Here is a 24,907-nt window from a genome sequence, read left to right as displayed (position 1 = left end):
ATAGTTCAGTACATGCTGACTATTGCTTCACGAATGGACGTCATGAACCGGCTCGGCCGGGCCATGGCCGACCCGACGCGTTCCCGGATCCTGATGACCCTGCTCGAAGGCCCCAGCTACCCGGCGATGCTGTCGCGCGGTCTCGACCTGACTCGCTCGAACGTGTCGAACCACCTCACTTGCCTGCGAGACTGCGGGATCGTGGTCGCTGAGCCCGAGGGTCGCCAGACCCGATATGAGATCGCGGATCCGCATCTCGCTGCTGCCCTCGTCGCGCTGGTGGATGTGACGCTGGCCGTCGACGAGCATGCGCCGTGCGAGGACTCTGCGTGTACGGTTCCTGGTTGCTGTGGAGCGGGGGCGGACGCGTGAGCGCGGCGTGCGGCTGCGAGCACGAGCCTGCCGCTTCGGCGGACGATGAGATCGAAGAGGCCGAGCGCCCCTGGTGGAAGGACCGCGGGATCATGGTGCCGGTCTTCTCCGGCGTTGCGTTCCTGGCGGGTCTGATCTTCGAGTGGTCCGGACTCGAGATCCCGGCGCTGGTGCTGTTCTGGGCCGGCCTGCTGCTGGGCGCATCGACGTTCACTCCTGGCGCGATCCGAAAGCTGTTCAAGGGCAAGCTCGGCATCGGGCTGCTGATGACGATCAGCGCGATCGGCGCGGTCATCCTCGGCTATGTCGAGGAGGCTGCTGCCCTGGCGTTCCTGTATTCGATTGCGGAGGCGCTCGAGGACAAGGCGATGGACCGCGCCCGGGGCGGCTTGCGGGCGCTGCTGAAGCTCGTGCCGGAGACGGCGACCGTGCTGCGTGACGGCGTCTCCGTGCAGGTGCCGGCGAGAGCGTTGACGGTCGGCCAGGTCATGGTGGTCCGTCCGGGTGAGCGGATCGCAACCGATGGGATCGTGCGTTCTGGCCGCTCCAGCCTGGACACCTCGGCGATCACCGGGGAGTCGATCCCGGTCGAGGTCGAGCCCGGCGATGCGGTGTCGGCCGGTGCGATCAACAGCGCCGGCGTGCTGGAGGTTGAGGCAAGTGCTGCGGGCACCGACAACTCGCTCACCACGATCGTCGAGCTGGTGGAGAAAGCGCAGACCGAGAAGGGCGAGCGTGCGCGTCTCGCGGACAGGATCGCCCGCCCGCTCGTGCCCGGCGTTCTGATCCTCGCAGCGCTCGTCGCGATCATCGGGTCGCTGCTGGGCGATCCAGAGGTGTGGATCACCCGCGCGCTCGTCGTGCTGGTCGCAGCCTCGCCGTGTGCGCTGGCGATCTCGGTGCCGCTGACGGTCGTCGCTGCGATCGGCGCGGCGAGCAAGTTCGGCGTGATCATCAAGTCCGGCGCCGTTTTCGAGCGCTTCGGCACGGTCCGGCACGTCGCGCTCGACAAGACCGGCACGCTCACTCGCAACGAACCTGCGGTCACCGCCGTGCTCACCGCGAACGGCGTGACGGAGGCACAGGCGCTTGCCTGGGCGGCTGCGCTGGAGCAGCACAGCACGCACCCTCTCGCCTCAGCGATCACCGCCGCGGCCCCGGGGACACCGGCAGCTGCAGGTGTGACCGAGCAGGCCGGGCACGGCATCGACGGCACCGTCGACGGATCGAGGATCACCGTCGGCAGCCCCCGCTGGCTCGATGCCGGCGAGCTCGGAGGCCAGGTCTCCACCCTGGAGGAGCAGGGCATGACTGTCGTCATCGTCCACCGCGACGGATCCCCCGTCGCCGCGATCGGCGTCCGCGACGAACTGCGTCCTGAAGTCCCCGAGGTGGTCCGGACGCTCACCGACCAAGGCATCGGCGTGACGATGCTCACCGGAGACAACGCCCGCACCGCTCGTGCACTGGCCGCGCAGGCCGGTGTCAGCGACGTGCGCGCGGAGTTGCGTCCCGAGGACAAGGCGACCGCGATCGGCGAGCTGTCGAAGGCGGGGCCGGTCGCGATGATCGGCGACGGCATCAACGACGCCCCGGCCCTCGCGTCCGCGGACATCGGTATCGCGATGGGGGCGACCGGCTCCGACGCGGCGATCGAGTCCGCCGACGTGGCCTTCACCGGGCACGACCTCCGCCTGATCCCGCGGGCGTTCGATCACGCCCGGCGGGGTCGACGGATCATCAACCAGAACATCATCCTGTCGCTGTTGATCATCGCGGCGCTGCTCCCGCTCGCGCTGTTCGGCGTCCTGGGGCTCGCGGCGGTCGTCTTGGTCCACGAGGTCGCGGAGGTCATCGTGATCCTCAACGGCTTGCGCGCCGCACGCACCCGCACGCCACGGTTGGAGAGCTGATGCTCGCCACCATCGGGTCGGCGATCGGCCTGTTCGCGGCGACCAACATCGACGACATCGTCGTGCTCACCGTGCTGTTCCTCGCCTCCAGCCGGGGAAAGCCGCGACCGTGGCAGATCGTCGCGGGCCAGTACCTCGGGTTCATCACCCTCGTCGTGATCAGTGTGATCGCCGCGCTCGGCCTGACCGTCGTCCCGGACGAATGGGTCGGCTTCCTCGGCCTGATCCCGCTCGGCATCGGCATCTGGACGCTCATTCGCGGCTTGCGCCGCAACGGCGACGACGATGACGATGACAAGATCACCGCGGTCGGCGTGTGGGGCGTCGCCGGGATCACGATCGCCAACGGTGCGGACAACATCTCCCTGTACACACCGATCTTCCGCACCAGCTCGCCCGGCGACGTGGCGGTCATGATCGTCGTGTTCCTGATCCTCGTCGCCGTCTGGTGCGCTGCCGGCCGACTGATCGGCACCCACAAGGCCGTCACCGAAACGCTCGAACGCGTCGAGCACTGGCTCGTCCCGGTCGTGTTCATCGGCCTGGGCCTGTTCATCCTGATCGAGTCCGGCGTCATCATCCGCTTCTTCGAGGTCCTCGCATGATGAGCCCGGACACGAATAGCGACGTCGAGCCGGCGTCGGGAGGGAAGCCGCAGAAAAGGCGCTGGCGGCTCACGGTCTGGACGCTGGTGATCGCCCTGCTCGTCGTGCTTATCGATCAGGGGACGAAGGCATGGGCCGAGGCCACCCTGTCGGAGTACGAGCGCATCCCGTTGGTCGGCGACCTGCTGGGCCTGCAGCTCGCGTACAATCCCGGCGCGGCCTTCTCGTTCGGGGCGGACTCCACCTGGGTGTTCGCGGTGGTGGCTGTGGCGGCCGCTGTCACAGCCATCGTGTTCGCGTTCCGTGTCCGACGTCCGGGGTGGGCGATCGTGATCGGAGCGCTCGGCGGGGCTGCGGCTTCCCACGCCGGTGACCGGCTCTTCCGCCAACCGGGATTCGCCCAGGGGCACGTCGTCGACTTCCTCGCTTACGGCAACTGGTTCATCGGGAACATAGCCGACATCGTGATCGTCACCGCGGCGGTCGCAGCAGCGCTTCTGATGTTTCGTGCCGACAAGGACGGACATGAACAGTGAGGAATGCACGTCGTAGGCGGCAATCCGCACTGGACGCTCGGCGAAAGTGCGGACACGAGCGTCACCCGTCGACAGCGGAGCCCATGGCGATGCGACCAGACTCGGCTCCGGCTGGTTGCGAACGTCGCGATCTCGACGATTAGGCTTGGGCATGTGGCTGGGGCCCGAATCCTGTGTTCGCCTCTCGCTTGCGCATGCTCGACAGCGCTTATCATGAACCCGCCGAGGAGGCTCCGTGTCGACTGACGCTATCCTTCCATTCTTCCCCGACTGGTTCAGATTCGACCCCACCGGCGGGTCTCCGATCGTCGCGGTGGCGGCGATATTGCTGTTCGTGTGGTACCTCCGTGGTGCAATCTGGCTGTGGTCGCACCGCAGGAGATGGTCAGTCCCCAGGACGCTCTCCTTCGTCTTGGGGTGTGCCGTGATGTTCGTCATCGCGACCTTCGGCGTGAACCGGTACGCGAGTGTTTCGCTGACCGCACTGATGTTCCAGCAGATCACCGCCATCACCGTCATCCCACCGCTTCTCATCGTGGGCTCACCAGGACGCCTCCTGTTGCGCAGCACACCGCACCGCCGAATCGGGTTGCTCATCCTGAAAGCCGCTCACGCTGGACTCCGGTCCCGCTGGACGCGCATGCTCCTGCACCCCTTCATGCCCATCGCGATCGCGCTCGCAGTATTCCCGGCTCTCTATCTGACGGATGCCATCAGCGCTGTGATGGCCACCCCGATCGGAGCCGCCCTTCTCCTCGCGTTCTTCGTTGTGGCAGGCATTGTCGCAGCAGTGCCGCTCTGGTCCTCGGATCCGCTCCCGCGGGCGCCGTCGTTCCCGGCACGGCTGATCGACATCTTCGTCGAGATACAGATTCACGCAATCCTCGGACTCATCCTGATCCGAGCGGGCAAACCCCTGTTCGCCGCCTACTCGACCCCTCAGCAAGCAGTGGATCCCGCATACGACCAAGCGGTCGCCGGAATGCTGCTGTGGACTTACGCCGAGCTTCCGCTCCTGGTCGTACTCATCGTCTGCCTCTCCCGCTGGCACTCGCGCGATCGGCGCCAGGCCCGCATGAATGAATCGCGGGAGGAAGCAGAACTGGACGAGTACAACGCCTACCTTGAGCGGATCGATCAAAAGAACCGGCATTGATGGCGTGACCTCGCACACACAGGTGGACGCCACTGGGAATGTCGAGTGCAGTGGCGAGCCGAACCCGTATCGCGGAAGTTTCAATGCACGATAGAAACGCCAGCACGGGCGCAACCGACCTCCGCTCCGCCCCATGTCTGAGCGACCATCAGAGAGGACCAAGTGAACGAGAAGTCGACTGATGCTGCGGCAGTCGCGGCAGCCGAAGAGTGCGGCTGCGCGCCCACACCTGCTGAACGCGACTCCTTCTGGAAGAAGAATGTCAGCCGGCGTGGAGCCTTCGGTATCGGAATCCTCGGCATAGCCACCCTCGCCGCGTTCGGCGTCGGCTCTGGTGTCTCCGCCGCGTACGCCGCGTCGTATCCCAGCTGGGACGATGTGCAACGCGCCAAGAACAACGAGGCCGCGAAGACCGCCGAGATCACCCGCATCGAGGGCCTGATCCAGTCGTTGGCGCAGAAGGTCGCAGAGACGCAAGCTGCCGCGAAGACGGCATCTGATGAGTTCTATACCGCACAGCAGCAGTATTTCGCCGCGATCACTGAAGCCGAGAGCCTGCAGGCACAAGCCGACGAGCAGTCGCAGATTGCCGATGAATCAGCACGCAAGGCCGGTCAGGTCGCCGCGCAGATCTACCGAAACGGCGGTGACGATACCGCGCTCAAGCTCTTCTTCGCAGACTCAGCCGCCGACGCCGACGAGCTGCTTTCGCGCTTGGGCACGATGGACAAGCTTCTCGAATACAACCAGTCGATCTACGATGACGCAGTTTCGGCGCGCAATGCCGCCCAGGCATTGACCGACCAAGCCAATGTTGCCCGTGACGAGCGCGACCGCCTGCAGAAAGTCGCTGAGCAGAAGATGGTCGTGGCACAGCAGGCGGCGGAGGCGGCGCAGACCGCGCTCGATGAGCAGGCCGCGAATCTCGAAACGATGAAGGCTCAACTCGCTGCGCTGAAGGACACCACCACTCAGACCGTCGCCGGCTACCAGGCCGGCGTTGCGGCCCGTGCGGCGGAGGAGAAGGCGCGCCGCGAACGCGAAGCCGCTGAAGCCGCCGCGAACGGCGGCGGCAACGGCGGGGGAGGTGGGGCAAGCGGATCCGGCGGCTGGGTCCGCCCTCACGGCGGCGCTCGCAGCTCGAGCTACGGGCCACGGACTCCGATGTGTGGTTCCCAGGGCTGCTCGTCGAGCTACCACTACGGCGCCGATCTCGCCAATGGTTGTGGAGCAGCCATCTACGCGGCGAACTCCGGCACCGTCGACTACGCCGGTCCCAATGGAAACTACGGCAACTACGTCCGTATCCAGCATGGCGGAGGAGTCAGCACCGGGTATGCGCACATACAGTCGGGCGGCATCATCGTCCGCAGCGGTCAATGGGTCAGTTCCGGCCAGGTCATCGCGTACGCGGGCGACACCGGACGCTCCTTCGGTTGCCACTTGCACTTCGAGGTCTACATCAACGGCGGGTACACCAACCCGATCAGATTCATGGAAGACCGGGGAATCTACGTGTGAGCCATCGGCTGCGCCGACCGCGCCCCGATAGCCATCGGTTGTGATGTCAGCGGTCAGCGCCGGTGTCAGAGCGGGAGGGGAACATTGATCACCAACTGCTGGAGCTGTGACATCAGCGCCGACCAAAGTCCCGTGACCATGAGCAACCCCAGCGCGATGAGCATCGACCCGCCGATGATGTTCAGGAGGCGCACATGCCGACGAAGAAATGCCACGGACCGGGAAGCCCAGCCCCAGCCGGCCGCAAGGATGAGGAATGGGATGCCCAGGCCGAGGGAATAAGCGAGTCCTAGCAATCCCGCCCGCGCCGGGTCGCCGAGATTCCAGGACATCGAGATGATCGCAGCCAGGGTCGGCCCGATGCACGGAGTCCACCCGACGCCGAGCGCGAATCCGAGCAGCGGCGCTCCGACCAACCCGGCCCGGCCATGTGTGCGGGGGCGGACAGTGCGTTGAGCCATGCCGAAAAGGCCGAGGAATACGAGTCCGAGAACGATGATGACGACACCGAACACCCGCGTGAGGACGTTGGCGTACTGCAGCAGGGCGAATCCGAACGCGCCGCCCAGAATCGTCACGGCGACGAACACCACGGTGAACCCGGCGATGAAGAGTGTCACCCCCAGCAGCAGTCTCGCCCGCTCATGTGCGAACGGTCCGGTTGCCCTTGGCCCTTGGGTCGGGCCGGACGTGGCACTGCCGAGATACCCGAGGTACCCGGGCACGAGTGGCAGGACGCACGGTGAGACGAAGGACACCAGCCCCGCAAGGATCGCGATCGGAATCGACAGCCACAGGGCACCGTCGACGATCATCGATCCAGGATTCACGATGGGTTCTCCTCGAGTGCGTCGGCGACCAGGGTGGACAGGATGGAGGCGCCCGCCAACTGGCCGATGATCCGCGCGGCGACCCGCCCGCTGCGATCGATGACCAGTGTCGTCGGGGTGGCTTGAATCGGGGTGACCTGAGCGAAGGCGAGCTTGACATTCCCGTCGTTCACGTCGATGACACTCGGATATGTGATCTCGTTGTCTCGGGCGAATGACAGTGCGGTCGCAGGCTGGTCGTAGGTGTTCACGCCGAGGAAGGCCACGCCGTCGTCCTGATAGTCCTTCCAGACCTGCTCGAGCATGGGCGCTTCGACGATGCACGGCGCGCAGGCGGCGTACCAGAAGTTCACCACGAGCACCTCGCCCCGATAGTCGTCGCTGGAGACGACTTCTCCCGTTTCCGTGACGCCGTCGAAGACAACCGGCGCGCTACGCTCCTCTTTCGGCAACTCGACGACTTGGAAGTCACCGGCGATGTAACCCTTGTCGTCGCCCGCGCGGTATTGCTCCGTGAGCGAATCGTTCGAGCACCCGGCGAGGAAGCCGGCGATGAGCATCACAGCGACGCTGGAAAGACCGACGCGGGTGGCAAGAGCTCGACGTCGCCGCGAGACAGGGGAGTGGATGCGGTCGGTGGGCGTGCGATCGGCGACGAGGCGCCTTGTCCGCTCAGGGCTCATGATGTGGGTCCTTGCTTGTGTAGCAGTCTTGGTCGAAAAGGAGTTGGGCGCAGTCGGAACGGTTCTGGAGGCTCCAGGCGCGTGAGAACAGACGCCTGCGGTTGCCGGATCAGCCCCGTGCGATCGACGCAGCCCGGATGAAGCTCACCTGCTCGTTGCGAACCGATGAGGGAGGCTGCGTGGGAATCAGGTTCGCGACAAGCTCAGCTGCGTCAGGGAGAGAGCCGTCTCACGCGGCCGGAAGAAAGGTGCCGGAACAGACGGCAAGAGGACTCGTGCTGACCCGCGATCACGGAGTGGAGGTCGTCGGCACAGACCGCGCCAGAGGGTCGTGAAGACCAGCCCGCACATGAGCCCGAGTACGCACAGCACAGCGCTGACGGGGGTGGTGGACCCGGGTGACTCGTTCAAAACGGTTGCAGCTCGGGGGCCGGCGGACAGGACTGCGCCGATATCGGTTCTGTCACTCGTCTGCAGGCTGGGGGATTGGACGCTCGAACGCGAGACAGAGGCACCGTCTGCGTTCTCATAGGTGGCGCCGGCTACGCCGATCGCGAAGAGCAACGTCGAGAACAAGACGATAACGAGACTCGTTATCAGCACGCGCTCAGACGACCTCCCGAGAAGGTGTGAGCGAACCAGCGAAGCCATCAGTACCAGCATACCCGCGACGTTCGGCTCGGATTCGGACAATCTGAGCTGTCGCATATCGGAAGGTTCCGGTGAGCATCCGATACTCGCCGGCGACGGATGGATGCGGTCAAGGCGTTGTCGGCCGTCGACGAAGGCGAAGGGTGGGGGAGGAACCACGGCGGGATGCTATTGCGGTGATGACGAGGAGCACGAACGGCGCCACGGTGATGAGCCAGGACAGCCACGGCCCGAGGACGATTCCAGGGGTCAGCCCGGTACGCAGCGGAACGGTGGTGACCTTGGCATCGGCTTGATCGACGTCGATCGTTTCGATCGGTACGCCGGCTGGACTGATGACCTGGCTGGTGCCCACCGTGGAGACGTTGACCACGGCCCGTCCGGTCTCAATCGCACGCATGCGAGCGAATGCGAGTTGCTGCAGGTTCTCATCGGTGTCGCGGAAATCTGCGTTGTTGGTCTGGAACACGAACAGCTGCGCTCCCGCCTGTGCGCCGTCCCGGATCACATCGTCGAAGATGACGTCGAAACAGATGGCGAGCCCGACACGCACCGATCCCACACTCACGACAGGGGCGATCGTGCCGGGGGTGTATTCGCGTCGGATGAGCCCGACCAGGTCTGGCGCGAGCTTCTCGTAGAACCAGCGATCCGGCACATACTCCCCGAACGGCACCGGGTGGACCTTGTCGTGTATCTGCCGCTCGGCTGGGTCGGCTGTCCACAGCATCGTTGTGTTGAACGTGTTCTCCCCTCGCGTGGTGGCTGCGTTGGCCAGAAGCGGAGCTCCAGCCGACGCGACGATACGATCCAGCTCCGCCGCGGTGCCCCGTTCACGGAACGGGTCGGAGTCGACGGCGCCCTCGGGCCACACGAGCAAGTCCATCGGCTGTCCGATGATCGACTCTGAGGCGGTGGAGTGAGCGTCGAGAATGTCTCCGGGTTCTTTGTCATCGAAGTACCCGGAAGGGCCGTTGCCCTGCACCCACCCAACGGTGAAGGTCCCGGCGCTCGCGGTCGGAAACTGAGGTGTCAAGGCAAGCACGACGATCACGATGCCGGCGGGAAGCGCTCCCGGGAGGAATCGGACACCGGCGCGGAGCCATTGCAGGAGCGCGGCGGAAGCGAACGCGACGAGGAACGACAGCCCGGTGACTCCGATCCAGGAAGCGACCTCAGGGAAGGGCCCGTTCACCTGCGTCATCCCCAGACGCACCCAGGGGAATCCGCCGTACGGCCACGAACCCATCGCCACTTCGCGGGCCGTCCACAGCCCCGCGATCATGAGCGGCACCACGATCAACTGCCCGATACCTCGGCGACGGAACTGACTCGTCCACCGGTATGCGAGCGCAATCGGAATCGCACCGAGACCCAGGAACAGCGCCTGCAGGCCAGACAAGGCAATTCGGGGTATCGGGCCGAGGAACTGGCCGACCCAAGCGAGGTGGAGGACGTAGAAACTGATACCGAAAACGAGTCCCACCATCAATGCGCCGCCGATGCTTCGACCCACCAGCGTCGCCAGAGCGAGGATGACGCTGATGAAGGCGAGCGGCCACCAGCCGACGTCGGGAGTGGCGAGATCGAGTGCTACGCCGGCGATGATGGCAACGGGCAGCGCTGCACGCATCGGAAGCATCGGTGTGCTGCGGGGTATGACGGTGCGACGCTCCGCGGTGCTCGTCGTCATCGCCGGAGTTCGGGGTGGTTTCGTGGCCATATCTCAGATGTCCTTCTCACGCAGCTTCGAAAGGTAAGCGTTATACGCGTCCAGCTCGCTCGTGCCGTGGGCGTCGGTGAATCGGTCGTCAGCCGCGGCGCGGGCCGTGTCGTCGCGAAACCAACGATGCATCACATAAACGAGCATAAACAATGTGGGCGCTTCCCCGTACGACCATGCCAGACCGCCGGCCACCCGTTGATCTTCGAGCGGGTCGATGCCGAGCGCTTCGGTCGGGGCGACGAACTGCGTGACGAGCATGGTGGTGGCCATCATCAGGAACACTCCGAAGAAGGCGTGAAGTGCGGCTTCGGCGAACACGTCGAGGGCGCGTCCACCATGGCTGATTCGCATCGGGAGCGGGTCGGAGCTGAGTATCGGGATGGTGAAGACGATCCCGGCAAGGAGGAACAGGACCTCCATAGCCATGTGCCCACCGGGGACGGCGAGGATGCGGTCGGCGAATCCTGCCAGATACAGACCGTAGAACGACGCAAGATAGATCGGCAACGCCAGCCAGGGGCTGAGCACCCATCGGGCGGCCGCAGAGCGAAGACCCCAATGAGCGGCGCGGAGGACGGCCTTCCCCGGTCCATGGTGCGCGGTGGCACGCAGGAGCAGCGTTCCGGGGGAGCCGAGCACGAGAAGCGGCGGGATGGCCATCATCAAGGTGAGCTGCTGGAACATGAACACCGACATCAGCGCATACCCGTAGGCCTCCACGCCCAGGCCTGTCGTCGCTGCGAGGGCACCGCATCCCACGAGGAAGCTGACAGTGCGCCACACCGGCCAGCGACGACCCTGTCTCCACAATCGGATTGCTCCCACCAGATATCCGACTGCCAGTACCGTCGCAATGAGCGGCAGCAGGGGGAACGGCCCCGGCAGCAAGCTGAAGAAGGCCGCGAGTGTCGGAGGAGTGTCAGGGATCCAGGTGTTCATCGACCCGATTGCTCGTGGTGACCGATGACATGCCTGGGGCCGCCAGCCCCCGCGGTGCGCAGGGCAGTGCGCCCCCCACAATTGCGGCTGATGGCACCGATGGGGCGGCGAAGGCTCGTCATACGCGTTTGACCTTGATCAATCCGCCGGCAACAAGGAACAACACCGCTGCGGCAGGCTGCGCACCGATCCAGACCGGGCCCTCGAAAGGCAACGGGAACACCGGGTTCCAGATGATGGCGACGGCGGCGAACACCGGAAGCCACCACCACTGTCGCGCTTGCCACGCGAACCACCCGACGATCACAGCGAGGATCGAGGCGACGAACAGAACAACGGACGACCAGCTTCCCGTCAGCAGCGCGGGCGCAACGAACAATACTGCTGCGGCAAGCAAGCCGGGCGCGAGCGCATTGCGCTGATAGGCCGAAGGAGTGCGCTTCTTCTCAGTCACGATCGACCCTCCTGAACATCATCAGCGGGTACCGACGCGGCGACCGCCTCCTGCGAAGCCGCACGGCTGCGGATCCAGAGATCGAGAGCCAGGATGACGGCCCCGATCGCGAGAGCCACGTCGGCAAGATTGCCGATGAACCAGTTTCCGTATGCGAGGAAATCCGTCACATGTCCACGCCCGAATCCGGGAGGCGAAAACAACCGATCCAGTACGTTTCCCAGTGCGCCGCCGAGAATGAATCCGATTCCGGTCGCCCACCAGATGGTGCGGGAGCGCTTTGCTGCGACGAACAGCACGGCGATCGCTCCCACACCGACGAGGGTCAACGCCCACGTCGCCTCCGAACCGAAGGACAGGATCGCACCGGGGTTGAACGCCAGCTGCAGGCCGAGGAAGTCGCCCAGTAGCGGGATGCGCTCCGTCTCACTGAGACCGGCAAGCGCGGCGGCCTTGCTCGCCTGGTCGACGAGCACGACCAGCCCCGCCGCGATGAAGGCGAAGGCATATCTCGGCGTCTTGTCATCCAGCATCAGGGGTCTCCTTCTTCGACGCGGTCTCCGCGCGATCTCTGCGTCGCCGTTCGCGGGCGACCATGGAGACGCCTACTGCTCCGGCGGCGAGCACGAATCCGAGTCCGCCAATGAGCATGACACCAAAGAGACCGAGATCACCGCGGTCGGCACCTTGCTCATCGAGTCGTTCCTGGTGAGGCTCGTCGGTGCTCTCGCCAGGGGTGGGCGACGATGACGGGGTATCCGTGGGATCCGGCGTGGAGCTCGCGTACGAGTCGGAAGACGCAGTCGCCGACTCGGCCCCGACGAATGGAGCGATGGCACAGAATGCGGCGACCACGATGACCGCGAGAAGCGTGGACTTCCGCCGGGACGGGGCGGCCGGAATCAAAGGTCGATCCCCACGCCGGGTCGGTCGGGGACCAGTCGGTCCGTGACCAGTCGGTCGGTGACCAGCAGGTCGATGTCGCCGATGGAGCACTTCATGTCGGCTCTCCTTTGAATGAGGCTGCAGGTGACGGGCGTGCTTCGAGATCGTCATGCGTGGGTCACATGTTCTTCGGGGTGAGATCTGGGTTCGATCTGGAAGGCGGAACCACTGAGGTGATAGTGAAAGCAATGAGCAGGCGTCTTCGAGGTATCCCGACCGAGGCATGATCGTGCTGCGTTCCCATGAGCTTCTCCTCTTTCCTCAGGGGCGGTTCAGGATGCGTCGCGCGATCGAGGCGGCGTCTCGCCGCACGCCGATGAAGCTGTCTGCGCCAGGTGTACTGTATTTCGGGAACCCCGCCACGAACAAACCCGGTATCGAGGTCGTGCCGTGTCGCCGGCGACGGGACACCGGGTCCCGGACGACCTGCGGGAGCCAATCGTCGGCCGGCAGGTATCCGGTGGCGAAGATCACAGACCGAGGTTTCACCCGCGCGCCATCCTCGAAGTTGATCTGTCCGCCGTCGGCACCTCGTGCGGGCGGAACTATCGACACTCCGTGTTGTTGCAGCTGTGCCTCTTGATCCTCGTTCGGGAGTCTCGAACGCGGGTGTGCAGACCATGGCCAGCGGCCGGCACCCTTTCCGGGTTTCGGGTCGCGTCCGCGGTGTCGGACCGATAGCGTCACTGTGTGCGAGGGTGCGAGCTCCCTCGCGATCTGCGCTCCGCTGTCTCCGCCGCCGATTATCAGTACGTCGCCGGCAGGGATCTGTCGAGGGAACTGGTAATCGGCGCTGTGGATCGCCACGCCCGGCACGATGAGGTCTGCCGCCCAGGACGGTACCCAGGGCCGGGACGACGAACCCGTCGCGCACACTACATTGCGGGTCTGCACCGGCCCTTCGTTCGTGGACAGCAGGAGTGACGAACCCCTGCCGTACGGGCCCACACCTGTGGCGCGCATCCCCCACATGACGGCGATACCGAGGGACGCCTCGACCGACGCGAGGTAGTCCTGCATCTCATCCGCACGCGGGCGTCGGGACTGATCGCCTGGAAGTGGTCGGCGGGCGATCGAACTGTGGTGAGCATCACTGAGAAGCGCCATGGAATGCCAACGTGAAGCCCAGGATCGTTGGCCGTTCATGTTCGCGTCGATGACGGTGAAGTCGCTCTGCGGGACCAAGCCGCCGTTCCTGAGTGCGTCCGCGACTGCCAGTCCGGCCTGCCCTGCGCCGACGATGATCACGCGGCGGTGTGACAATCCTGGAACCGTCACCGGTCCTCCATCGCGGCGTTGATCGCGTTCTCCAGATCGTCGTACCTCTCCAGCTGAAGCATCTCCCCATCGACGAAGAAGGTAGGAGTGCTGTTCACGCCGAGGGCCTGCCCGTCGTTGAAGTCCACATCGATGCGTGCGGTCGTGGCGGGATCAGCAACGGCTTTATCGTATGCCGTCATGTCGAGGCCCAGTTGTTCAGCGAACCCGCGGAAGACATCGGCTCGCGACTCCTGTGCTTCGCCCCATTCCGCCTGTGTCTCGAACAGTTCGCGGTACATGTCTTCGAGTCGTCCCTGCTGCGCGGCTGCTTCGGCGGCGAGCGCTGCGTTCCTCGAGTTCAGGTGGCCGGGGACGGGAAAGTAGCGGATGACGTATGTGATCTCGCCGTCATACTTCTTGCGTAGGTCCTCCACGACTGGGTAGAAGGCGCCGCAGGCTTCGCACTCGAAATCAAGGAACTCGACCACAGTGACGGCGCCTTCGCCTGCATCATCGAGAACATGCGAGCTCTCCCGCACCACGGGAGTGGATGAGGAGCCGTCAGCGGAGGCGGGCGGCTCCTTCGGATTCTGATTGACGAGAACAAAGATCAATGCGCCGACTATCAGCACCACAGCGATGGCGATCGTGATGATAGTGGTCTTTACAGCAGGCTTCATCGGGTACTCCAGATCAAGAGGGGACAGTCGACAGCACGAGCTCAGGCTCATCGGAAGGCGCCATCAACACTGATGGCGCGTCGGTGTCAGGTACGCGAGACGCTCAGTCGAATCAATGACGGGCCCGTCGTTCGCGTGCGCGTCCCCGGGGCAGTCAGCGGATGAAGCGCACTGCCTTTCGTGAAACCGACATGAGACATGCGCGGAGTCCGCAAGAGCTGCAACGACAAGACGATTGCAGTGAATCCGCACAGGATGCCGAGAACGCAGAGCGCTGCTCCCAGGAGCGCATTCGATCCATCAGCCGTCGCGGACACCTGTGCAGACCCGAGATCGGCGACATCGTCGCTGTCTGCGAAATCAACGACGCCAGAGGAAGCCGACTGCGCGGGCGTGATGCCTTCAGCCTCGCTGTGGCTGGTGGCGGCTATGCCGACGAATAGAAGCAGCGACAGCGCAACGATGGTAATGAGGCGCATTATCAATAGCTGATCTTTCACATCCCCGAATCGGCGGATCGGGAGACGAAGCATCACGTGAATCCTACCTCTTCGCATCCCGTCCATGATCAAGCAGAGTGAATGCGACTATTCCGATCGACGCTTTCGAGCGCGACCGAGCCACACGATGCCGATGACCGACGCGGCGATCACGATGACTCCCGCCGCGATGCTGAGAACGACGACGAGATCACCGCCGGTGCTCGATTGCGCACCGCTCGATTCCGCACCGCTGGTTTCGGCGGGAGCAGGGCTGATCGCTTCGCTCCCCGGAGGTGTCGCAGTGGCCGTGGGCACCGCTTCTGGCTGCACTCGAGCCTCGCCGCTGCCGCACGCAGGCAGATCCCATCCGAGCGCGGCCTGAGTACTCGCGTCCGGGGCGTACTCGAAGGTGAAACTCTCCGAGATCGGGTGTCCGTCACTGGACACCGCGTTCCATACGACCGTATAGGTTCCGGCATCCCCGAGTGCGACGGGCGTCGTGAGCACGTTGAACTCGATCGTGGAGCACGAGGTCTCGTAGTAGGGGCCGTCTGGCCCCTGGACCTGGGCGAAGCTCGTCTGCTCAAAGTCGATCAGCTCACCACTGAATGTCATGGACACCGCGTCGAGGCTGGTGACCGTCGCTCCGGCTGAAGGATCGGATTCGAGGAGGTTGTCGTGCGCGGAGGCCGGCGCGGCGACCAGGAGAATGGCGGCTACGGCCGTCGCCAGGGCGGTAACCGTGATGCGTAGTGAGCGGACGAGTTTCGATGTCATAGCTGGGTCCTTTCCCGCAGATGTCATAGTTGGGTCCTTTCCCATATAGGTCACGGCTGCCTCATTCGGAACCGGTGTGCGACTGCGACCGCGATGCCGACGCAGACGACGCCGAATGCCAGAATGATGCCAGCCATCCGCTGATCGGCCAGCGGATCGAGACCCCAGGTGCGCCCCATGGCTCCGAACCAGTCGGCCGCGATGAGGCCGCCCTCGAACGCAACCCAGGCGGCCACGAGGACAGGTGCGAGCATCACCAGAAGTGCGGTAATCGTCCGGAAGGTGCCCGAGCGGACGCGTCTTGGTCGTATGACAGAAATCATGACGAAACTGCCGGCGCTCAGGAGCAGGACGATCCTCAGCTGGTGTGCCAACGGATCTTCGAGGGTCCAGCGCAGTACACCGGTCGCCGATGTCACCCAGAGCGACCCGGCGAACAGACATGCGGCACCGAGCGGATGCGCGAAAAGGCTCGCCGTTCGTGAGCGAGCGCCGGCCTGAAGCCATTCGCGGATGCCGCGGCTGCCGTCGGTACGGATCGTGATGGCGGACAGCGCGAGTCGATAGGGTGCGCCGAGTACCAGAAGCAGCGGCACCGCGGTGGCGAGGAGTACTCGGCCGAGCGCGTCCATGCTGTGCAGGTAGTCCGAATACACCGCAACGGGCCCGGACGTCACCCAGACGAGCAGCAGCATGCCGGCCGTCCATGCGATGATGCGTGCGGGCGTCCAGTCTTCACCTCGTCGACGAAGCCGCCGCACTCCCGCGATGTAGAAAAAGATGCCGAAGACGGCGACGATCGCCCAGAGGAGATCGACATCCCAGCTGGTGAACCACCGGTCCAGCGTGAGTTCGGCAGGCAACGGCGCCTCCGTGCGGATCTCGGCCGGCGTGGTGAGCGCGGGAGCGATGGCGTCGGCAGGCGAAGGCGTGCGCGCCAGAGCGGCGGCCCCTCCGCTGGCCAAGCCCATCACCGCCAACTCCAGCGCCACGAACGACCAGAACGCACTGCCTTCGCCGCGCTCGCGCCGGATGAACCACCGCCGATGGGCGACTCCGATCGCCCCGAGGATGACAAGAGCAACGATCTTTATCGCGAGAACGGCACCGTAGGCGCTGATCAGGTCGCCGATGCCGGTGATCGATGCCAGCGTGCGGGCGACGCCCGATACGGTGACGACGATGAACGCGATGAGAGCGAGCGTCGAGTACCGTTCGACGATGATCCGAAGCCTGGTCTCCTCCAGGAGGGGCCTCAAGAAGACCACGGCGAGAAGGCCTCCGAGCCACACGGCCGCGCCTGTGATGTGGAGGACGAGTGCCATGACCGCGGCGTCGTGATTGGCGAGGGTACCCGAATGCCCTTGTGTCGCCATCGGAACAAGAGCCGCGAGCGAAAGCAGTCCGATGATCAGCGCGGCGGCCCACCCTCGGAAGGCGTACGCCACAAGAGTGATGGTCGCGGCCGCGATGGTGGTGATCAGCCAGGTCTGACCGAGCTCGGTCTCGAGCAGGAATCGGCCCAGCTGCTGACCGAACTCCGATCCCAGCGACACCTGCGGATTGAAGGAGGACAAGAACGTGAGGAAGCCCGTCGTCCCGCTGCTGACTGTGAGGATCGCGGCGCCGATCGAGGTCATAGCCAGCGCAGCGTCGAACTCTTTCTTCTCCGCACGCAGTGCAAAGAGCGCGAGGATCGCTGAGCCGGCCATCACTGCGCCGGACAGATTGACGAGGAGCTTGGCGGTCGGCAGTCCCCAGCGGACGATCGCCCCCGGGTCGCTGATGAGGCGAGGCACTGCGCCGCCGCCGATCATCAGACCCGCCAGAAGGGTGAGAACTCCGGCGACGATGAGGATCGCCGGTCCTGCCAGTCGCAGTTCCGCTGGTTTCACGGCGTGTCCTCGGTTCCACCCGGTGTCGAGGTGTCCGTGTCCGTGTCCGTGTCCGGTGCTGTGCACGCCCCCGTCTTCGGCAGCTTCTGCACGGCGGACGCGAGGGCGCCCAGTGCGGCATCCGCTGACAGACGACTGGTGTCGACGTACGCCTGTGCAGCAGGCGTACGTCCGTACGTCGTCAGGCGCAGGTTGGGCAGATCCGTGTCGTCGACGATCCAATCGACAGCGTTGATGGTGACGCACTGCAGGGTGGTCGGACCAGGTGGCGTGAGACCGCAGGTGAAGACGACCGCCGTCGGGTCGCCCCAAGCCGCAGTGGCCTGTGCGTCTGTAGTGCGCAGGGACAGCTCCTCGATGGCATCAGGCAACCGAACGGTGACCTCTGCACACTCGGGGGCGTTGGCATTCTCGGCAGGGTTCAAGGCTACGGTGGGCGCGCATCCGGCCAAGGCTGCAGACGCTCCGACGACGCAGGCCAGCGCGAAAAAGCCCCTCGACATCCGGGTGAGGGTGATCATGCGGAACCGTTCCTCGTGACCGAGTCGGGATTCGTCATTCGTAGTGCTCCAAGTCTTCCGCGTCGCAGTAAAGGGCCCTCGGGCAATGCTCGACGAGGGGCGAAGGTGAACGGCTCACACGATCAGGCCCGAGAGATCCGTAACTTTGTCGAGGACAAGCCGATGTCGAACCATCCCGGATGCTTCGTGATGCTTGAAGCTCGCTGACTCGGCAAGAATCTTCTGGCCGGAGCAACACTGATAGCGGACATCACTATCAGTCGGCTCTCGCGGCCACTCGCGAGATGCCTGAATCGAACTGTGGGAACCATCTCCCACAACCTTATAGCTTGCGATCGGCCGGTGTTCCGGGCGCCGCTCGCCTGATCCGTCTATGGCCGGCGTGGACTTGACAGCGCATGTCCCGAACGACGATCAGATGAACCGACGGCGCGTCGCCGGCCGGCGATCGTGATGGCGGCTGGAATCGCATCGCGGTGCGCGGCCATCATCCGGTGGCGCCCTGACGTTCAGCGCCCGATGCGGGCTGCAACAGCGTCGCGATAGAGCGGAGTGCACCTTCCAGCTCCACGGACGGTTCCAGCAGCCACTGGATCTGAAGACCATCGGATGCTGCGACGACGAGCGCCGCGAGATGCTCTGCCGGAACGTCATCACGGATGCGGCCGTCTTCCTGCTGCGCGCGGAAACTCGTCGTCAGAGAGGTGCGCAGACGCGCGAACCGGGCCGAGAAGTAGTCGCGGCTGACCTCGCTGCCACTTTCCAGCGCTGCCGCGACGAGCGTCGAGTACAGCTGCACGAGCCCCGGAACCTCGACGTTCGCGATGGCGGCGTTGACCATCATCTCGACGCCGGGCGGCGTGGGCGGGGCAGCGCTGCGCGCCGACCGCATCGCCTCGGCGTGCGCGTAGACCGCGACCAGCAGCTGCTCCCGCGAGTCGAAGTAGTGCAGCAGCGCGGCGTGCGAGACTCCGATCGCCTCGGCGATGCGGCGCAGGGATGTGCCGTCGGCGCCGCGTTCGCGGAACACCTCGATCGCGCGATCCAGGATCTCCTGCCGCCTGGCGACGCCCTTGGCATGCGCTCCGCGGCGTCCGATAACCGGCTCTGAGTCCATACGAGACAACCTATCCGACGGTCGCCGACAATTAACCTCCATGTGGAGGTTTCGTGATAATCTCGTCGCATCCGCGCCTCGAGCGGCCCTCCACAACGACGTACGAAGGAAGAATCATGGCTCTGCCCCTCGCCTCAGTGCAGCTGTATTCGCTTGCGAGCGAGTTCTCGGCCGACATGCACGGCTCACTCGAACGCCTCGCTGCGATCGGGTTCACGACGGTGGAGGCGTTCGACTTCGTCGACCGTCCCGCCGAGATCCGGGCCGCGTTCGACGCGACGGGCATCGTCGCATCCACGGGCCACGCGCCGCTGCTCTCGGATGAGCTCTGGACTCCGGACGGAGCCATCCCCACGCCCGAGCCCGGGGTCGTGTTCGAGGCGGCCGCCGCCATCGGTATGACGACCGTCTTCGACCCCTTCGTCGCACCGGAGCGGTGGGTCACGGAAGACGGCGTCGCCGACATCGCCGAGCGCCTCAATCGTGCGGCCGACGTCGCCGCGAGCTTCGGCCTGTCGGTCGGATATCACAACCACGCTCAGGAGTTCGTCGCATCGTTCGGCGACCAGAGCGCGTACGAGCGCTTCATCGAACTCACCGACGACCGAGTGCAGATCGAGCTCGATCTCTTCTGGGCGCAGACCGGCGGGCAGGACGTCACGGCCCTGACCGCACGCCTCGGGAACCGCCTCACGGCCGTCCACGTCAAGGACGGCGTCATTCCCGGGGTGAACCCGTGGGGCCCGGAGGGCTCCACGTTCTCGTCGGACAGCCTCGACCAGCGGCATCCGGGAACAGGCGATGTTCCCCTCGCCGAGGCGCTGCGCGCGAACGACAGCATCCACTACGCCGTGATCGAGTACGACCACGCGCCCGGCGACGTGTTCGATGACATCGCGGCCGGCTTCGCCTTCCTGCGTGACGGCGGGTTCGTCGCGTGAGCGCGCCCCTCGGCGTCGGCATCATCGGCACGGGTGTCATCAGCCAGACCTACCTCGAGAACCTCACCTCGTTCCCCGACGTGCGCGTCGTCGCCGTCGGCGACCTGATTCCCGAGCGCGCCCGCGCGAAGGCGGAAGAGCACGGTGTGCCGGTGTGGGGTGACGCGGATGCTGTGCTGTCGCACCCCGACGTCGACCTCGTCGTGAATCTCACGATCCCCGCCACGCACATCGAGATCTCCGCTCGCGCCGTCGCCGCGGGCAAGCACGTGTGGACCGAGAAGCCGATCGGGATGGACCGCGAGAGCACGCTCGCGCTGCTTCGCGAAGCGGAAGCCGCGGGCGTGCGCATCGGGTCGGCACCCGACACGATCCTCGGACCGGGCTTCCAGACCGCCAAGCGCGCGATCGCCGAGGGCATCATCGGGACTCCGCAGTTCGTGCACACCGCGTTCCAGACGCAGGGCCCCGACCTGTGGCATCCGGAGCCCGCCTTCCTGTTCGCCGCCGGCGCCGGCCCGCTGCTCGACATGGGGCCGTACTACTTCTCTGCACTCGTGAGCCTGCTCGGCCCGATCGCCGGGGTCGCTGCGCGCGGATCGCGGTGGCGCACCGAACGGCAGATCCGCACCGGGCCGCGTGCGGGGGAGAGCTTCTCCGTCGAGGTGCCGTCGACTGTGCAGGTGCTCTCGACGTTCGAAGGCGGCCAGCAGGGCACGCATCTGCTGAGCTTCGACTCGGCGCTTGAGCGTCACGGCGTCATCGAGATCCACGGCAGCGAGGGCACACTCGTGATGCCGGACCCGAACACGTTCTCGGGGCGCACCGCGTACGTCAAGCCGCTCGGGGTGCTGCGCGACGGCATGTCGACGGTGCAGGAGTGGATCGACATCGAGGAGCAGGGCACGGTCGTCGGCCGCGGCCTCGGCGTGCTCGACATGGCGCGCGCCATCGCGGCTGATCGCCCGCACATCGCCACCGGCGAGCTGGGCTACCACGTGCTCGACGTGCTGCTGTCGGCGCAGGATTCGGCGGCGACCGGCGAGTACCTCGAGATCGAGAGCACGGTCGGCGAGGTGCCGGTGGTGCCGGCCGACTTCGATCCGTTCGCGGCGACGCTCGTCTAGGCGCTCGACGCCCCTTGTGGGCGTTGAAAGGAGAAGAGTGCCGGTCAGGCAGCAGAATGACCGGCACTTTTCTCCTTTCATACGGCGTTGGTCGTGTGTGGAGACTGCGCGAGCCCGCGTGTCAACGGGATGGCGAAATCGACGGGCAGCGCGAGTCTGGTGGTAACCGATCCCGACCAGAACGGAGAACACCATGTCCGATTCGTTGCCCGATGAAGAAGGCACCATGCCCGACGAGGACGGCGTGCTGCCCGGTCAGGACGTCGACCCCGACCTCGGTCCGAGTACAGGGGCGTCCGATGACTCGGAGGATGACCCTGAGAAACACTCTGACGAAGACGACGAGGACGTGGACCTGGCTGATCTGCCGTGATCGGCGAGTCCGGATGAATCGGACCCCACCGTTCGAAGTTCGGTACATTGGTCACGTCATGCATTGTCGGAGCCGACAACAAATCGGTTCATCGGCGACCTGCATGGCTTCCACATGAACCTCACGACGTCGCTCGTCGTCGCGGGCACGACCGCCGCGAGATGAAGGACGGCGGTCGTGCGCCGAACTGAAGGAACATCCATGACCACTCCGATGAGGATCGGCGTCATCGGCGTCGGCAAGATCGCCGAGCAGTACTTCGCTCAGATCCCGAAGCTGTCGAACCTCGAGCTCGTGGCGGTCGCGGATGTCAACGCGGAGCGCGCGGACGCCGTCGCGATCGAGCAGAACGTCGAGGCGCTCAGCGTCGACGACCTTCTTGCGGACGATCGCATCGACGCGGTGCTGAACCTGACGATCCCCGCGGCTCACGTCGAGGTCGGGCTGCGCGCGATCGCCGCCGGAAAGCACGTGTTCGCCGAGAAGCCGCTCGGCCTGAACGTCGCCGAGGCCGCCGAACTGCTGCGCGCGGCGGATGCCGCCGGCCTCCGTGTCGGTTCGGCACCGGACACCGTGCTCGGCACCGGCGTGCAGACGGCGCGGAACCTTCTCGATGCCGGTACGATCGGCGCGCCCGTGGGCGCCTCCGCGCACTGGTCGTCGCCGGGGCACGAGTCGTGGCATCCGTCGCCCCAGTTCTACTACCAGCCCGGCGGTGGGCCGCTCTTCGACATGGGCCCGTACTACCTGACGACGCTGGTCACGATGTTCGGACCGGTCGTCTCGGTCGCCGGATCTGTGGGTACGTCGGATCGCCGTCGGTCGATCGGCAGCGGTCCGTTGCAGGGCACTCCGCTCGATGTGTCGATCGACACGCACATCTCCGCCATCCTGTTCCACGAGAGCGGCGTCAGTTCGACCGTCACGATGAGTTTCGACATCTGGCAGACGCGGGCGCCGATGATCGAGATCTACGGAACGGCGGGAACGATCTCGGTGGGCGACCCGAACGGCTTCGACGACGCGACTGAGGTCTGGACCCAGGACGCCCCCGAGTGGAGGGTCGCTCCCGTCTCCGGCGGCTATGCCGACACAGGGCGCGGTGCGGGTCTTGCCGACATGGCCCGGGCGATCGAGACCGGGCGCCCGCATAGGGCCTCTGGCGCGCTCGCCTTCCACGTGCTCGAGATCATGGAGGCGGTGCTGTCGGCCGGACGCGAGCGTCGCGTGGTGGAGCTCACGAGCACTGCCGAGCGACCCGAATCCGTCCCGGCCGGTTCGTCCCCGGATCGGTGGTAGATCTTGGCATTCTCAACGGCGGCAGCGAAAGGAAAGACTTCATGACCGATCGACGTGCACTCGTCGTCCGCGGCGGCTGGGACGGGCACCACCCCGTCGAGACGACGGAACTGTTCCTCCCCTTCCTCGAGAAGTCGGGATTCGACGTGCGCGTCGAGGAGTCCAACGAGATCTACGCGGATGCCGAGGTGATGGCCGCGACCGACCTCATCGTGCAGTCCGTGACGATGTCGGAGATCTCGAAGGAGGCGTTCGCCGGGCTCCGCTCCGCCGTCGAGGCGGGGACAGGGCTGGCCGGTTGGCACGGCGGTATCGCCGATTCGTATCGAGCGAACTCCGACTACCTGCACCTCATCGGCGGGCAGTTCGCCACTCACCCAGGGCGTCCGCCGGCAGAGCGCCCCGGCGACGAGACCGACAACTACCTGTCGTACACGGTCGACATGACCGAGCTCGGACGCGAGCACGAGATCACCGCGGGCATCTCGGACTTCTCGCTGACGACCGAGCAGTACTGGGTGCTGCACGATGACCTCATCGACGTTCTCGCGACCACGACCCACCCGGTTCAGCCGTATCACCCGTGGCATCGGCCCGTGACGTCACCCGCGGTGTGGACGCGGCAGTGGGGCGCAGGCCGCGTCTTCGTCGCGACCCCTGGTCACAGCGTCGACGTGCTCGAGGACCCGAACGTGCGCACGATCGTCGAGCGCGGGATGCTGTGGGCCAGCAGGGCGGCGCGCACGAGCTAGGCGAGCGCGACCAAGAGGGCATCCCGCGGCACGGCCGCTCGGAATCACGTCACTTGCCCTTCTTGTCGTCCTTGTCATCCTTCCGGTCTCCGGAGTTGTTGCCCGGGCCCTTGTTGGGGTTCGACTTCTGCTCGTCCTCGCCCACATCGTTCACGGGGTCATCCACGGTTTCGGGCTCGGTGCCCGTCTGATCCGACTCCGTGGGCTCGCCGGTCTCGGGGGTCGGCGGCGTGAACACCTCGTCGGCGGACATCCGTGAGGCGACACGCCCTGCGGAGTCGGGTGCAAGCGCGAAGGTCGACAACCCCGCGATGGCGATCATCGCCGCCGCGGCGATGGCCATGGTCGCCAGTGCCGCCCTGCGCAGTCTCCGTGCGCGGGGGCGCGGCGCCGACGACCCCTCACCGGGAACGGTGGTGATCTCCTTGGTCGGCCCGGTGGGCTGAGCATCAGACAGGATCGGGGTGAGGGCCGGCGGAAGGGGCTGGCGCGCGGACTGCTCGAGCGGTGGACCGCCGCCGAGAACCACGGCCGCCTGAGACACCTCCAGTGCTGAGGGGCGTTCCTCGGGGGAGACGCGCGTCATGCGCGTGAGGAGCGCTCCCCAGCGCGGCCCGATCGAAGCGGGTATCTCCGGAGCCTCAGAGAGCCGACGGAGGGCCGTCGGCACCTTTCCCATCACGGGGAACGCGGGCTCGCCTGTCAGCGCTTCGATGAGCACGAGCCCCAGCGAGTAGATGTCCACCGCAGGAGTGAGCTCGGCCCCGCTGACCTGTTCGGGCGCCATATACGCGGCCGTGCCGATGACGACGCCCGGTGAAGTCACCCGCGCATCGGAGACGTTGTACGCGATGCCGAAGTCCATGAGCTTCGCGGTCCACCCGGATCCGCGCCGGGACGTGCGCGCCAGCATCACGTTCGAGGGCTTGATGTCCCGATGGATGATGCCCGCGTCGTGCACGACCTGCAGAGCCTCCGAGAGATCGCGGGCGAGAGCGGCCGCCTCCGAACCGGAGAGCGGTCCCTGCGAGAGCCGTGATGCGAGCGTGGGCCCGTCGACGTACTCGATCGCAAGGTAGCGGGCATGTCCGGGGTCGAGCCTCGCGTCGTAGAGCGTGACGAGCGAGGGGTGGTTCAGAGACGCGAGAACCGTGGTCTCGCCGTGCACCCGATCATCGGTTGACGCCTCGTCCGCGGTGCCGAGCAGCTTGATGGCCACGGTGCGCCCGAGGATCGTGTCCTCAGCGCGGTACACCGCGGCCATCCCGCCCCGACCGAGGCAGGGCCCCAGCCGGTAGCGTCCGTCCAGCAGAAGCTCGGTCGTATGCTCGTCGATCGCACCCATGGCCACT

26 protein-coding genes are annotated in these 24,907 nt (G+C 65.7%); 11 read left to right on the top strand and 15 right to left on the bottom strand.

Going from position 1 to position 24,907, the window contains the following annotated elements:
• Positions 1–12 precede the first annotated feature (12 nt).
• The 6 genes from cmtR to JF52_RS0103585 all read left to right on the top strand — a co-directional run bounded on the left by cmtR (position 13) and on the right by JF52_RS0103585 (position 6,103).
• Entirely contained in the window at positions 13–372 is a 360-nt protein-coding gene (gene cmtR / locus JF52_RS0103610) for a Cd(II)/Pb(II)-sensing metalloregulatory transcriptional regulator CmtR (RefSeq protein WP_033105073.1), read from the top strand.
• Positions 369–2,285 carry a heavy metal translocating P-type ATPase gene (locus JF52_RS0103605; protein ID WP_033105072.1) on the top strand — a complete coding sequence of 639 codons (1,917 nt, stop codon included), beginning with the start codon at positions 369–371 and terminating at the stop codon, positions 2,283–2,285. The genes cmtR and JF52_RS0103605 overlap by 4 nt, the downstream gene beginning before the upstream one ends.
• A complete protein-coding gene (locus tag JF52_RS0103600) occupies positions 2,285–2,890 on the top strand; it encodes a cadmium resistance transporter (RefSeq protein WP_033105071.1) in 606 nt (201 codons plus the stop codon). The genes JF52_RS0103605 and JF52_RS0103600 overlap by 1 nt, the downstream gene beginning before the upstream one ends.
• Positions 2,887–3,426 (top strand): signal peptidase II, encoded by a 540-nt coding sequence (locus JF52_RS0103595; protein WP_234000881.1) that lies wholly within the window; start codon positions 2,887–2,889, stop codon positions 3,424–3,426. The genes JF52_RS0103600 and JF52_RS0103595 overlap by 4 nt, the downstream gene beginning before the upstream one ends.
• A 235-nt stretch (positions 3,427–3,661) precedes the next feature.
• Positions 3,662–4,582, top strand: coding sequence for a cytochrome c oxidase assembly protein (locus tag JF52_RS0103590; RefSeq protein WP_033105070.1), 921 nt, complete (start codon positions 3,662–3,664; stop codon positions 4,580–4,582).
• A gap of 162 nt (positions 4,583–4,744) precedes the next feature.
• Entirely contained in the window at positions 4,745–6,103 is a 1,359-nt protein-coding gene (locus JF52_RS0103585; RefSeq protein WP_033105069.1) for a M23 family metallopeptidase, read from the top strand.
• A gap of 65 nt (positions 6,104–6,168) precedes the next feature.
• Here the strand turns inward: JF52_RS0103585 and JF52_RS0103580 are convergent, their stop codons facing one another.
• The 14 genes from JF52_RS0103580 to JF52_RS0103510 all read right to left on the bottom strand — a co-directional run bounded on the left by JF52_RS0103580 (position 6,169) and on the right by JF52_RS0103510 (position 19,063).
• A complete protein-coding gene (locus JF52_RS0103580) occupies positions 6,169–6,933 on the bottom strand; it encodes a cytochrome c biogenesis CcdA family protein (RefSeq protein ID WP_033105068.1) in 765 nt (254 codons plus the stop codon).
• Complete coding sequence (locus JF52_RS0103575) at positions 6,930–7,616, bottom strand: TlpA family protein disulfide reductase (RefSeq protein ID WP_084595537.1); 687 nt, start codon at positions 7,614–7,616, stop codon at positions 6,930–6,932. The genes JF52_RS0103580 and JF52_RS0103575 overlap by 4 nt, the downstream gene beginning before the upstream one ends.
• 760 nt (positions 7,617–8,376) lie before the next feature.
• Positions 8,377–9,960, bottom strand: a complete 1,584-nt coding sequence (gene lnt / locus JF52_RS0103565; RefSeq protein WP_152594814.1) for an apolipoprotein N-acyltransferase — start codon at positions 9,958–9,960, stop codon at positions 8,377–8,379.
• A gap of 33 nt (positions 9,961–9,993) precedes the next feature.
• Positions 9,994–10,932, bottom strand: a complete 939-nt coding sequence (locus tag JF52_RS0103560) for a cytochrome c oxidase assembly protein (RefSeq protein WP_033105066.1) — start codon at positions 10,930–10,932, stop codon at positions 9,994–9,996.
• Positions 10,933–11,050: 118 nt separating this feature from the next.
• Entirely contained in the window at positions 11,051–11,386 is a 336-nt protein-coding gene (locus JF52_RS0103555; protein WP_033105065.1) for a DUF6804 family protein, read from the bottom strand.
• Positions 11,383–11,919 carry a signal peptidase II gene (gene lspA, locus JF52_RS0103550; protein WP_033105064.1) on the bottom strand — a complete coding sequence of 179 codons (537 nt, stop codon included), beginning with the start codon at positions 11,917–11,919 and terminating at the stop codon, positions 11,383–11,385. The genes JF52_RS0103555 and lspA overlap by 4 nt, the downstream gene beginning before the upstream one ends.
• The gene (locus JF52_RS17925; protein WP_268746242.1) at positions 11,909–12,037 is read right to left on the bottom strand and encodes a hypothetical protein; all 129 of its coding nucleotides are present in this window, start codon (positions 12,035–12,037) and stop codon (positions 11,909–11,911) included. Before JF52_RS17925 ends, lspA begins: the two co-directional genes overlap by 11 nt.
• Before the next feature lie 555 nt (positions 12,038–12,592).
• Positions 12,593–13,609 carry an NAD(P)-binding domain-containing protein gene (locus JF52_RS0103540; RefSeq protein ID WP_084595535.1) on the bottom strand — a complete coding sequence of 339 codons (1,017 nt, stop codon included), beginning with the start codon at positions 13,607–13,609 and terminating at the stop codon, positions 12,593–12,595.
• Positions 13,606–14,271, bottom strand: coding sequence for a DsbA family protein (locus JF52_RS0103535; RefSeq protein WP_033105062.1), 666 nt, complete (start codon positions 14,269–14,271; stop codon positions 13,606–13,608). Before JF52_RS0103535 ends, JF52_RS0103540 begins: the two co-directional genes overlap by 4 nt.
• An 86-nt stretch (positions 14,272–14,357) precedes the next feature.
• Positions 14,358–14,807 carry a hypothetical protein gene (locus tag JF52_RS0103530; protein WP_152594813.1) on the bottom strand — a complete coding sequence of 150 codons (450 nt, stop codon included), beginning with the start codon at positions 14,805–14,807 and terminating at the stop codon, positions 14,358–14,360.
• Between the two features lie 51 nt (positions 14,808–14,858).
• Complete coding sequence (locus tag JF52_RS0103525) at positions 14,859–15,530, bottom strand: copper resistance CopC family protein (RefSeq protein WP_052166733.1); 672 nt, start codon at positions 15,528–15,530, stop codon at positions 14,859–14,861.
• Positions 15,531–15,580: 50 nt separating this feature from the next.
• Positions 15,581–17,425, bottom strand: a complete 1,845-nt coding sequence (locus tag JF52_RS0103520) for a cytochrome c oxidase assembly protein (RefSeq protein ID WP_052166732.1) — start codon at positions 17,423–17,425, stop codon at positions 15,581–15,583.
• Positions 17,422–17,928 (bottom strand): DUF3515 family protein, encoded by a 507-nt coding sequence (locus JF52_RS0103515; protein WP_033106261.1) that lies wholly within the window; start codon positions 17,926–17,928, stop codon positions 17,422–17,424. Before JF52_RS0103515 ends, JF52_RS0103520 begins: the two co-directional genes overlap by 4 nt.
• A gap of 505 nt (positions 17,929–18,433) precedes the next feature.
• Positions 18,434–19,063: a TetR/AcrR family transcriptional regulator gene (locus tag JF52_RS0103510; RefSeq protein ID WP_033105060.1), complete on the bottom strand. Its 630-nt coding sequence runs from the start codon at positions 19,061–19,063 to the stop codon at positions 18,434–18,436.
• A gap of 116 nt (positions 19,064–19,179) precedes the next feature.
• On the opposite strand from JF52_RS0103510, the gene JF52_RS0103505 reads away from it, so the two are divergent.
• The 5 genes from JF52_RS0103505 (at position 19,180) to JF52_RS0103485 (ending at position 23,555) form a co-directional block, all read left to right on the top strand.
• Entirely contained in the window at positions 19,180–20,004 is an 825-nt protein-coding gene (locus tag JF52_RS0103505; protein WP_033105059.1) for a sugar phosphate isomerase/epimerase family protein, read from the top strand.
• Positions 20,001–21,131 carry a Gfo/Idh/MocA family protein gene (locus JF52_RS0103500; protein WP_033105058.1) on the top strand — a complete coding sequence of 377 codons (1,131 nt, stop codon included), beginning with the start codon at positions 20,001–20,003 and terminating at the stop codon, positions 21,129–21,131. The genes JF52_RS0103505 and JF52_RS0103500 overlap by 4 nt, the downstream gene beginning before the upstream one ends.
• Positions 21,132–21,324: 193 nt before the next feature.
• Complete coding sequence (locus JF52_RS0103495) at positions 21,325–21,504, top strand: hypothetical protein (protein WP_033105057.1); 180 nt, start codon at positions 21,325–21,327, stop codon at positions 21,502–21,504.
• 201 nt (positions 21,505–21,705) lie between these two features.
• Positions 21,706–22,803: a Gfo/Idh/MocA family protein gene (locus JF52_RS0103490; RefSeq protein WP_033105056.1), complete on the top strand. Its 1,098-nt coding sequence runs from the start codon at positions 21,706–21,708 to the stop codon at positions 22,801–22,803.
• Between the two features lie 41 nt (positions 22,804–22,844).
• Positions 22,845–23,555, top strand: coding sequence for a ThuA domain-containing protein (locus JF52_RS0103485; protein ID WP_033105055.1), 711 nt, complete (start codon positions 22,845–22,847; stop codon positions 23,553–23,555).
• 49 nt (positions 23,556–23,604) lie between these two features.
• Here the strand turns inward: JF52_RS0103485 and JF52_RS16420 are convergent, their stop codons facing one another.
• A complete protein-coding gene (locus tag JF52_RS16420) occupies positions 23,605–24,900 on the bottom strand; it encodes a serine/threonine-protein kinase (protein WP_052166731.1) in 1,296 nt (431 codons plus the stop codon).
• Positions 24,901–24,907: the final 7 nt, after the last annotated feature.

The organism is Microbacterium profundi (assembly GCF_000763375.1).
GTDB classification, from domain to species: Bacteria; Actinomycetota; Actinomycetes; order Actinomycetales; family Microbacteriaceae; genus Microbacterium; species Microbacterium profundi.
This window is presented reverse-complemented; position numbering and strand designations above follow the sequence as displayed.

Excerpts from the sequence above, each read along its gene's own strand:
- cmtR (WP_033105073.1), top strand. The coding sequence starts at position 13 with ATGCTGACTATTGCTTCACGAATGGACGTCATGAACCGGCTCGGCCGG.
- JF52_RS0103600 (WP_033105071.1), top strand. The coding sequence starts at position 2,285 with ATGCTCGCCACCATCGGGTCGGCGATCGGCCTGTTCGCGGCGACCAAC.
- JF52_RS0103595 (WP_234000881.1), top strand. The coding sequence starts at position 2,887 with ATGATGAGCCCGGACACGAATAGCGACGTCGAGCCGGCGTCGGGAGGG.
- JF52_RS0103575 (WP_084595537.1), bottom strand. The coding sequence starts at position 7,616 with ATGAGCCCTGAGCGGACAAGGCGCCTCGTCGCCGATCGCACGCCCACC.
- lnt (WP_152594814.1), bottom strand. The coding sequence starts at position 9,960 with ATGACGACGAGCACCGCGGAGCGTCGCACCGTCATACCCCGCAGCACA.
- JF52_RS0103560 (WP_033105066.1), bottom strand. The coding sequence starts at position 10,932 with ATGAACACCTGGATCCCTGACACTCCTCCGACACTCGCGGCCTTCTTC.
- lspA (WP_033105064.1), bottom strand. The coding sequence starts at position 11,919 with ATGCTGGATGACAAGACGCCGAGATATGCCTTCGCCTTCATCGCGGCG.
- JF52_RS17925 (WP_268746242.1), bottom strand. The coding sequence starts at position 12,037 with ATGCTCATTGGCGGACTCGGATTCGTGCTCGCCGCCGGAGCAGTAGGC.
- JF52_RS0103535 (WP_033105062.1), bottom strand. The coding sequence starts at position 14,271 with ATGAAGCCTGCTGTAAAGACCACTATCATCACGATCGCCATCGCTGTG.
- JF52_RS0103525 (WP_052166733.1), bottom strand. The coding sequence starts at position 15,530 with ATGACATCGAAACTCGTCCGCTCACTACGCATCACGGTTACCGCCCTG.
- JF52_RS0103515 (WP_033106261.1), bottom strand. The coding sequence starts at position 17,928 with ATGTCGAGGGGCTTTTTCGCGCTGGCCTGCGTCGTCGGAGCGTCTGCA.
- JF52_RS0103510 (WP_033105060.1), bottom strand. The coding sequence starts at position 19,063 with ATGGACTCAGAGCCGGTTATCGGACGCCGCGGAGCGCATGCCAAGGGC.
- JF52_RS0103505 (WP_033105059.1), top strand. The coding sequence starts at position 19,180 with ATGGCTCTGCCCCTCGCCTCAGTGCAGCTGTATTCGCTTGCGAGCGAG.
- JF52_RS0103495 (WP_033105057.1), top strand. The coding sequence starts at position 21,325 with ATGTCCGATTCGTTGCCCGATGAAGAAGGCACCATGCCCGACGAGGAC.
- JF52_RS0103490 (WP_033105056.1), top strand. The coding sequence starts at position 21,706 with ATGACCACTCCGATGAGGATCGGCGTCATCGGCGTCGGCAAGATCGCC.
- JF52_RS0103485 (WP_033105055.1), top strand. The coding sequence starts at position 22,845 with ATGACCGATCGACGTGCACTCGTCGTCCGCGGCGGCTGGGACGGGCAC.
- JF52_RS16420 (WP_052166731.1), bottom strand. The coding sequence starts at position 24,900 with ATGGGTGCGATCGACGAGCATACGACCGAGCTTCTGCTGGACGGACGC.